Genomic DNA, 9894 nt, shown 5'->3' with positions numbered 1-9894 from the left:
TTATGAATAGAGACGAAATTGTGGAGCTCATGAAGACAGAAATTGCTGCTATCCTAGGTCAAGAACCTGATGATATCGATGAGAATGTGAATTTTTTGAAAATCGGTGTCTCATCTATTCAGGCTTTGAAAATTATCAACCGGGCCAGAAAAAAACTGGATATAGACATCAGCCCTGTTGCCTTGTTCGAATACAAAACAATATCTGAATTTGCAGGCTACCTTAGCGAATGTCTAAATGAGAAGGTGCTCTGATGAACGAAGAGACACAGCAAGCAATTATTGCGGAAGCGGAGTCTTTTGTACATGCAGAAATTCGTCCATATGTGAATCAGTTTGAAGAACAGGGAGGTATCCCTCGTGAACTGATTGCGAAAATGGCCTCCAAGGGGTATTTAGCAGCATCTCTTCCCAAAGAATATGGGGGCTTGGGACTGGATCCGGTCTACTATGGCTTATTTACCGAAGTTTTTGGTAAGGCATGTACAGCTACAAGAAGTTTGATTACTGTGCATACTTCCCTTGTAAGTGAGACCTTACTACGATTTGGTTCAGAGGAGCAAAAAGAGTCGTGGCTACCGCGACTAGCCAGCGGTGAAGTCATATCTGCTTTTGGATTATCGGAGCCGGATATAGGATCGGATGCAAAAAGCATCAAGACAGCTTGGCACGAAGAGGATGATTATTATGTTCTCGATGGTACTAAGAAATGGATCACTTTCGGGGATATAGCGGATGTTTTTATTATTATTGCCTCCAATAACGGTAAGAGTACAGCATTCTTAGTCGAGAGATCATTTCCCGGTGTTCAGACGAAACGAATCGAAGGTTTGCTGGCTGCACGCGCAACCTATCTTGCAGAGATTCGCCTTGAGAACGTCAAGGTTCCTAAGAGTAATGTGCTCGGGAAATTGAATTTCGCGTTCGAGTATGTGGTCTCCGCTGCACTTGACCAAGGTCGTTACAGCATAGCTTGGGCGGGATTGGGAATTGCGCAGGAAGCATTGGATGCTATGGTTACTTACTCCCGCAGCCGTACACAATTCGAGCAAAAAATAAGTAGCTTCCAGCTGATCAGAGGAATGATCGGAGATGCTGTAACCAAGTTACATGCTGCGAGGGCGCTCTGCTTAAGAGCCGGTGAATTACGCAAGCAAAAACATTCAGATGCTTCTATTGAAACAACGATTTCTAAATATTTCACATCTAAAGTAGCAGTGGAGGTTACCAATGATGCCCTGCAGATCCACGGTGCAAATGGATTCACCAATCAATATCCGGTGGAAAGATTGTATCGGGAAGCCAAGGTACTAGAGATTATTGAAGGATCGTCTCAGATGCAACAGGAAATTATTTCTCATTACGGATTGAAACAGTATAACAAGAGGAGTAGAAAGAGATGAGATTTGCGGTGTTATTCCCGGGGCAAGGCAGTCAGTACATTGGCATGTGCAAAGATCTGATTGAAAAGTTCCCTGTAGCGGCTGAGGTATTTGAAGAGGCAAACAGCAGCTTGAATTTTGATATTCGTTCGTTAATCTTGAATGGACGTCTGGAAGAACTAACACGTTCAGAAAATGCTCAACCGGCGGTTGTCACCGCAAGCTATGCTTTATTTCGAGTCTTCAAAGATCAATTTGGACTAACACCTTATTGCAGTGCCGGTCATAGTTTAGGTGAGATTTCAGCGCTTATCGCTGCTGGGGCATTGTCCTTTTCTGAGGGTGTCTCCTACGCCAGACAAAGGGGCGCGATCATGCATCGTGCTCTTGAAGAAAAAAAGGGGAGAGCCGGTATTGTGGTCGATCTAAATGTTGAAGTTCTGAACAACATCATTGAGTCCATTCAGGTGAATGATTATGTGGCTATATCAGGGTATAATTCCCCCAAACAATTTATTGTTGCAGGTTATCCAAGTGCGCTTCGCTCTTTAGAAAAGGAAGTAGATAAAGTTGGAGGGCAATTTATTCCTTTTCGAATGATGCCTATGAAAGCAGATGCCCCTTATCACACTGCCTTGATGACCTATCTAAAACCTGAGTTGGAAGAAGCCTTGCTCAACCTCAAGTTCGAACCGACATGCTTTGATCTATGGTCCACTGTAACTGGCAAAATCATTGAACCGGCAGATTGCATTCCAAGCATCCTCGGCAACCAATTAGTCTTGCCTGTTCAGTGGAATCAGGTCCTCTCAAGCATGCGAGATTCAGGGGTGGACTTATTCATAGATATCGGGCCGCAGCCAATTACTAGGAACCTTATGAAAGAGAATCCAGAGCTGCCGGTCTGCTTAGCCTTTGATGATGAAGAAGACCGGAAGAAACTCTATGGAATGTTGAATATGGAGGTGATCCTGTGATAACAAAAACCAGTATGAAAGATTACAATCACCGAGTGAAGGGGCTACTGCCAGGAGGTGTGCACTATAACTTCCATCTCCCATGGGAAGAGACCCCCATTCATTTTTTGAAAGCAAATGATAGCCGGGTTTGGGATATGAATGGTGAAGAATACCTGGATTTGTATGCTAGATTCGGTGCGCTGATCGTTGGTCACGGAAATAAGGAATACAATGAGAGCCTTAAAGAAACTATTGATAGAGTTCTCTCGGTGAGTCACTGTGATATGGATGCCGAAGCCTTGGAATTAATCGCAAAATATATCCCTTCTGCTGAAATGATTCGCTTTGGACTATCGGGAACTGAAATTGTGCAAAATGCTCTTCGGTTAGCGAGGGCTTGGACCGGTAAAAACCGTTTTGTCAGATTTGAAGGTCATTATCACGGAAATGCAGACAATATTATGGGTGGGCGGGTTCCAAGAACCGGAGAACCGGTACCTTCGGATTATTTCGGGGATTTAAAAGGTACAGCTGGACGAGCCAAGGATTCACTTGAAAGCCAGTCCTATCTATTACCTTGGAATGATGCCGACCTCTTGGAAGAACTATTTATCAATAACGGGGATGATATCGCAGCAGTGATTACTGAACCGGTTTGTGTAAATGGTGGAGGGGTTATGCCTGCTCCCGGGTATCTGAAAAAAATGAGAGAACTGTGTGATAAATATAATGTTGTACTCATTTTTGATGAGATCATCACCGGGTTTCGAATGGGATTAGGCGGGGCGCAGGAAGAATTCGATGTGATTCCAGACTTGACCACACTGGGGAAAGCAATTGCTGGGGGCGGGGTTCCTGTCTCAGCACTGGTCGGTAAAAAAGAGATCATGCAGTTATTGGTAGACAAGAAAGTGATACATGCGGGAACCTTTAACGGCTACCCCTTAGGCACAGCTGCAGTTAAAACGACTCTTGAAATTCTAAGCAGAAATAATGGATTAGCTATGACACAAATGAACACAAAAATGTCTATGATTCACGACATTTTAAAAACTGAGGCTGAAGCAGTAGGGCTTCCGCTTGTGATTCAAGGCCCGCCTGCTTGCGCATCTTATCATTGCTGCAATGACATTCTTCAAACCACTGCAGATTACACCTTTGAAATCATGTCGCTAGATATTATTCTGCATAATAACCTATCTAAGAACGGTATTCTTGTCTCATCCATCTCCCGGTTATATCCCAATATTTCACTTAACATGAATGATATATATTGGTTCCGTGAGAGAGTGGGCAAGGCATTGTTGGATACAAAAGAAATATATGATGAGCTTATTTAACCCATAGAATCATCAGAATGGAGAAAATTGCAGATGCAAAACCAAACAATTGCTATTATTGGCGCTGGAGTCATGGGATGTGCCACTGCACTGGAAGCATCACGACATGGGTATGATGTCATTCTGAAGGATATATCTGCTGCCGCTCTGGAAAAGGCCCCCAAAATAATCAAACAGGAATATCGTTCAGCTTGTCTATTCAATAAGGAGTACTCCGCAGTGAATTTGGATACGATTCTCAGTCGGATTACATTTCAAGATGATTATTTGAACATTGAGAAAGCCGAAATTGTTATCGAAAATATTAGTGAAAATCTGCACGAAAAGACTTCAGAATATAAGAGATTAGCTGAAGTGTGCAAGAAGGATACGCTTTTTGCACTTAACACAAGCTGCATATCTATTACAAAACTGGCCTCATTTCTACCGGATCCTACAAAAGTGATCGGTATTCATCTGATGAATCCGGTGCCTCTTAAGGAAATGGTCGAAGTAGTGAGAGGTTATCATACCTCTGATCAAACTAAGGAAGAAGTGGTCTCTTTCTTAAGGAGCTTGGAAAAAAGCGCTATTGTCATTGGTGATTTGCCGGGGTTTGTATCTAATCGCCTTTCGCATCTGTTCATGAATGAGGCTGCCTTTATCGTCCAGGATGGAATTGCTACAGCTGAACAAGTAGATAACATTATCAAACAAGGCTTCAATCATAAAATGGGACCTCTGGAAACGGCCGATTTAATAGGACTTGATACGGTTGTCCATTCCCTGGATGTTCTGTATAACAGCTATCACGATCCTAAGTATAGATGCTGTCCATTATTGCAAAAAATGGTGGACGCAGGTCAGTGGGGGCGGAAAAGCAGAAAAGGCTTCTATGAATATTAATGCAGAGAGGACATGTATATGGATGAGAATAAGGAGATTAAATGTGTAGTTTGGGATTTAGATAACACGGTATGGGATGGCGTCCTCATAGAATCCAATGATGTGCAGCTCAAACCGGAAATAGTCGAGATCATCAGAACACTGGATGAGAGGGGAATCCTTAACTCCATTTCGAGTAAAAATGACTATGATCTAGCTATGGCAAAGCTTGAGGGATTTGGGTTGAATGATTACTTTCTGTATCCAGAAATTCATTGGAATGCGAAGTCTTTTGCCTTGGAACAAATTCAGAAGAATATAAACTTTGGGATGGATGCCATTCTTTTTGTGGATGATCAAGAATTCGAATTGGAGGAGGTGAAAAATGTTCATCCCTTGGTAAATTGCCTTAATTCAAGCGAATACCTGACACTCTTAACGAACCCTCGGTTAAGTCCAAGATTTATAACTGTGGATTCGGCCCGTAGGCGAAAAATGTATCAAGATGACTATAAGAGGAAACAAGCAGAAAGTGAATACAAAGGACCCTCAGACGCTTTTTTGGCATCACTCAACATGAAATTCTCCATCTACCCTGCTGAATTAGATGATTTGAAACGGTCTGAAGAACTTACTATAAGAACAAATCAGTTGAATGCCACAGGTAAAACGTTTAGTTACGATGAATTAAATGCGTTGAGGTTATCTGATGATCATCAGCTGCTTGTCTGCGAATTGGAAGACAAATATGGAACCTATGGGAAAATCGGATTGGCCCTAATCCATATGGGAGAAGAATATTGGAGACTTGAGATGATGCTGATGTCATGCAGGGTTATTTCAAGGGGAGTGGGTACCGTTCTACTCACTCATATTATGAAACAAGCTAAGAAGCAAAACAAAATCTTACTGGCGGATTTTCGGGATACCGGACGTAATCGGATGATGAATGTAAGCTTCCGATTTGCCGGGTTTCGAGAAAAAACCTCAGATGAGAATGGGAATGTTGTGTTTGAGCATGATCTGAACAACATCATGAATTTTCCTGACTATATAGAACTCTTCATCAATGAATAAATTTTATTTTCCAAGGAGGATTTTATGAATTATCGAGACGAAATTAGAACATTTATTGGTGAAAACTTATCCATTGATAATGACGAGGTTGTGTTTTCAGACGATGATAATTATTTTGAACTCAGATTCGTGAATTCCCTTTTTGCCATGAGATTAGTAGATTTTGTGGAATCAAGGTTTGGGGTTGAGATTGAAAATGAGGAACTGGATCTCAAGAACTTCAGCACGGTAAATAATCTTACAGCTTTGATGAATAAGAAACTATTAATAAAGGAGAATTAGTCGATGAAAAGTAATAATAAGTATCTCTATTTATATTTGGGCATTTCTTTTGCCGTATGTTGGGGAATTGCCATTTCCTTTATTCTCTTTGAAGATTTCCTTGTTCCACTCACCGGAGAACTTACATTAATGCATCCGTTGGCTATTATTGCTTTGTATTCACCTTCAATTGCCGGAATTATTACATATTATGTTATGGGTGGGACCGAAGCTTTAAAAGGACTATTCTCCAAACTCATTCCGAGAAAGCAAGATTTGGTCTGGTTTCCTATTATTTTAGGAATTTTTATACTCTTTGGTTTGACGATGCATTTTGGTTCCTTGCTCTTTGGATTACCAGTCCCGGATATCACCTTCACTGTTCCAGAAATGTTTATAGCGGCGTTGGTGAATTTCATTAAAGAAACAGGGTTGATCGGTGGAGTTTTCGGATGGATCGGATTTTTATTACCGTTCTTGCAAGGGAAATTTAAGAATAACATTACAAGTGCGTTGCTAACCGGCTTTTTATTTGGACTGTGGGTGCTCCCGGGTTACATTATTTCTTCGTTCGGAACATCGACATCCTACTTATTTTATGTTGCTCAACTGATGGTTTTTGTTGTCTTCCAAAGCTACATTTTCAACGCCACCAAAGGGAACCTTCTATTCTACCTATTTGCCTTCTGGCTTGCTGCGACAGGTAGCCAAATCCAACTGTATTTCTTCAATCCAGATGTACAAAAGCTGCAAATCTCCTACTTTATTATTGCGGCCGTTGTAATACACTTTGTATTTAAGAAAAAGAACATCGCTCAGCCTTTGCAGGTTTTTCCGGATTTTATAAAAGCCTAATTTACCCAATCTGAGTATACAGGAGGTCCTATGGAAACCGAAATATTTCAACAATTGAAACCGGGAGCAGGGAAGTGGCAGATGATCTGCTTCCCTTACCTGGGGGGTTATGCGAATTCCTATCTAGACTTGGCGAATGCTTTGGATGAGGAGTTTGAAGTCTGGTCGTTAAATCCGCCGGGTCATGGTTTAAGCACAAGTGAACCTGTACAGCATATTGGAACTCTTTTGGATATGTATTACAAGGAACTGCAAGCCATAATCAAACCTCACAGTGTTTTTTTAGGTCATAGCATGGGGGGGATTATCGCCTATTTTTTAGCGCAGCGTCTGCTGAATTCCGGTGATTATACATCAAATTCTCTCCAGTTGGTATTATCCGCTTGCAATACGCCTTGTGAATTTAAGGGGACAAATTATTTTAACTTGTCAAACGATAAGCTTATTGATCACCTTATTTCTTATGATGGAATTCCGGAGGAACTTATTCATGAGAGAAGCTTGCTAGAATATTTTCTTCCGGTTATACGCGCCGATTTCAGAGTATTGGAGACGTCTTCGATCCTTGATTTTAAACCATTAGATATCCCTGTCTCCTTTCTCTGGGGTGAAAATGACAAAGTAGTTCCCATGGAATCGGTAATCCAGTGGATGAAGTATTTTAGTAATGAAATCAAGGTAGTCCCTATTGAAGGCGGGTCCCATATGTTTATTTCCGCTAAGGCAAAGGTTGTTGCAGAACATCTTGGTGATATTTTACTTCGACAGACTGTATAAATTGGAACGATTGAAAGGAGTAATGGTAACCGGATGTTATTAAACATGTTGAAAAAAGATTTCTCCAGAAAAAAGAGCATAACGATTGCACTGTTTATTTTTATTTTGTTATCAGCGTTACTTGTCTCGGCGGGTTCAAGCATGATCATGGAATTATCCAATTCTTTGAATAACCTATTTACTGCATCGAAAGCTCCGCATTTCGTTCAGATGCATTCCGGAGAATTAAATCAATCGGAAATTGATGACTGGACTTCAAAGAATGACCTTGTGAAAGCTCAGCAGACTGTAGAAATGATTAATATAGACGGATCGAATCTATATTTGGGTAACGATGCTGAGTCAGAGAAGAACAGTATTATGGATCTTGATTTTGTCCGGCAGAACACGTCATTCGATTTGCTGCTTAATCTGGAAAGCCAAGTCATCCAACTCTCCCGAGGTGAAATTGCTGTACCTATTTACTATAAGCAGCAGAAAAATATGAATATCGGAGACAAAGTCAAAATTACCACGCCATCCTTTAATATGGAATTCACAGTGGTCGATTTTGTCCGTGACGTTCAGATGAATCCTTCTATTATTCATTCCAAGCGATTTGTAGTACATAAAGGCGATTTCGAAAGGCTTAAGAGTAATCTCGGTGAAATTGAATACCTGGTTGAATTTCAATTAAATGATTTCAGCAAGCTTAGCGAGTTCAGCAATGCGTACCAATCCTCTAACTTGCCTAAGAAGGGGCCGTCCGTTGACTACAGTTTGTTCAAGACTTTAAATTCAATTACTGATGGTGTAGTAGCGGCGGTTGTTATCTTTGTGAGTATTCTTCTGAATGTCATAGCCATCCTTTGCATCAGGTTTACGATATTGGCAACGATCGAAGAAGATTACAGAGAAATTGGAGTCATGAAGGCGATAGGAATCAGTCAGAGTTATATTAAAAAAATGTACCTGACAAAATATGTTGTTATGGCAGCTGCAGCATCTATAATCGGATTCCTGGCCTCCATATTCCTAAACCGTTTGTTCACCGCTAATATTATGCTTTATATAGGCACAGCGCCGAAGAGTGTTTTACAACATCTGATATCCTTTATTGCTGTAGTCTTGATTTTTTTAATGGTGGTCTTATTCTGCAGCTTAGTACTCAGAAGGTTCAAAAAGATCTCTACAATAGAAGCTTTGCGTTCCGGAAATATCGGTGATGCAAAGGTCAGGACAGATTCTCTGCCTCTACACAAAAGTAAATTCTTTAATATTCCTATCTTCCTTGGGGTTAAGGATGTCTTTCAACGATTTAAGATGTTTAGATTGTTATTGATTGTCTTCTTAGTAAGTTCATTTATCATCATCATTCCGGTGAATTTCCTGAACACGATTCAGTCTCCGAGTTTCATCTCCTATATGGGGATAGGGCAAAGTGATATACGGATCGATTTGCGTCTGACAGATAATATCGTTGAAAGATATGAGGAAATGAATTCTTATATTAAGAACGATAAAGATGTTGAGAAATTTTCTCCACTGGTAACCAGTCAGTTTAAGATGATAAATAACGACGGTGCTCTAGAGAACATCAGTATCGAAACCGGAGATTTTTCTATTTTCCCCTTAGATTATGTAAATGGGAATGCTCCGACAAGCGACAATGAAATTGCTCTCTCTTATGCCAACAGCAAAGACATGGGGAAGAATGTGGGCGATCAGCTTCAACTAGTAGTCGACGGAACAGAAAAAAATATGGTAGTTAGCGGTATTTACCAAGACGTGACCAACGGGGGCCGAACAGCCAAAGCACTTATGCCCTTCAATGCGGATGCTGTACTTTGGTATGTAGTCAGTCTAGATGTATCCGATCATACCGATATCAAAGGGAAAATAGCTGAATATGAGGAAGCATTTTATCCGGCAAAGGTCACTCATCTTCAGGGGTATTTAGACCAAACCCTAGGGAATACCATTGATCAGCTTAAACTAATCACTATTCTGGCTATTTTGATCGCTATCTTTGTATCCATCCTAATAACATCCTTGTTCTTAAAAATGTTGGTTGCCAAAGATTACGCTCAAATTGCTATCCTGAAAAGTATTGGATTTACGCTAAGGGATATCCGAATAAAATATGTAACCATGGCGCTATTGGTACTCAATATCGGGATCATCCTGGGCACGATTGTTTCAAACACGATTGGGCAGAAAATTGTAAGTATAATTCTTTCCTTTTTTGGCGCTTCTCAAATTAAATTCGTTATTGATCCAGTTCAAGCCTATATTCTTTGCCCGCTTGTCTTAATGTTTGTTGTGACGATTACAACATTAATCAGCATCATTTCGATCAAAAAATCCAGCATTTCTGAGATGATTGTAGAATAGGGAGGAA

The 9894-nt window shown here is 40.7% G+C and carries 10 protein-coding genes; all 10 read left to right on the top strand.

What is annotated here, in order from left to right:
- The first annotated feature begins 2 nt into the window (after positions 1–2).
- Genes J2T20_RS00240 through J2T20_RS00195 form a run of 10 tightly spaced genes read left to right on the top strand, consistent with a single transcriptional unit; the run spans position 3 to position 9887 of the window.
- Complete coding sequence (locus J2T20_RS00240) at positions 3–254, top strand: acyl carrier protein (protein ID WP_307584458.1); 252 nt, start codon at positions 3–5, stop codon at positions 252–254.
- Complete coding sequence (locus tag J2T20_RS00235) at positions 254–1402, top strand: acyl-CoA dehydrogenase family protein (RefSeq protein WP_307584457.1); 1149 nt, start codon at positions 254–256, stop codon at positions 1400–1402. Before J2T20_RS00240 ends, J2T20_RS00235 begins: the two co-directional genes overlap by 1 nt.
- A complete protein-coding gene (locus J2T20_RS00230) occupies positions 1399–2358 on the top strand; it encodes an ACP S-malonyltransferase (protein ID WP_307584455.1) in 960 nt (319 codons plus the stop codon). The genes J2T20_RS00235 and J2T20_RS00230 overlap by 4 nt, the downstream gene beginning before the upstream one ends.
- The gene (locus J2T20_RS00225; RefSeq protein WP_307584453.1) at positions 2355–3680 is read left to right on the top strand and encodes an aspartate aminotransferase family protein; all 1326 of its coding nucleotides are present in this window, start codon (positions 2355–2357) and stop codon (positions 3678–3680) included. The genes J2T20_RS00230 and J2T20_RS00225 overlap by 4 nt, the downstream gene beginning before the upstream one ends.
- Positions 3681–3713: 33 nt before the next feature.
- Complete coding sequence (locus J2T20_RS00220) at positions 3714–4565, top strand: 3-hydroxyacyl-CoA dehydrogenase family protein (protein ID WP_307584451.1); 852 nt, start codon at positions 3714–3716, stop codon at positions 4563–4565.
- Positions 4566–4583: 18 nt separating this feature from the next.
- Entirely contained in the window at positions 4584–5621 is a 1038-nt protein-coding gene (locus tag J2T20_RS00215; protein WP_307584449.1) for an HAD-IIIC family phosphatase, read from the top strand.
- A 24-nt stretch (positions 5622–5645) separates the two neighbouring features.
- Positions 5646–5903, top strand: a complete 258-nt coding sequence (locus tag J2T20_RS00210) for an acyl carrier protein (protein ID WP_307584447.1) — start codon at positions 5646–5648, stop codon at positions 5901–5903.
- 3 nt (positions 5904–5906) lie between these two features.
- Complete coding sequence (locus tag J2T20_RS00205; protein WP_307584445.1) at positions 5907–6737, top strand: hypothetical protein; 831 nt, start codon at positions 5907–5909, stop codon at positions 6735–6737.
- Positions 6738–6767: 30 nt separating this feature from the next.
- Positions 6768–7514, top strand: coding sequence for a thioesterase II family protein (locus tag J2T20_RS00200; RefSeq protein WP_307584443.1), 747 nt, complete (start codon positions 6768–6770; stop codon positions 7512–7514).
- Positions 7515–7547: 33 nt separating this feature from the next.
- Positions 7548–9887, top strand: a complete 2340-nt coding sequence (locus J2T20_RS00195; RefSeq protein ID WP_307584441.1) for an ABC transporter permease — start codon at positions 7548–7550, stop codon at positions 9885–9887.
- Positions 9888–9894 lie beyond the last annotated feature (7 nt).

This window comes from Paenibacillus wynnii, assembly GCF_030812855.1.
GTDB classification, from domain to species: Bacteria; Bacillota; Bacilli; order Paenibacillales; family Paenibacillaceae; genus Paenibacillus_AQ; species Paenibacillus_AQ wynnii_A.
The sequence above is the reverse complement of the archived record's forward strand: the minus strand, read 5'-3'. Positions and strand labels throughout refer to the sequence as shown.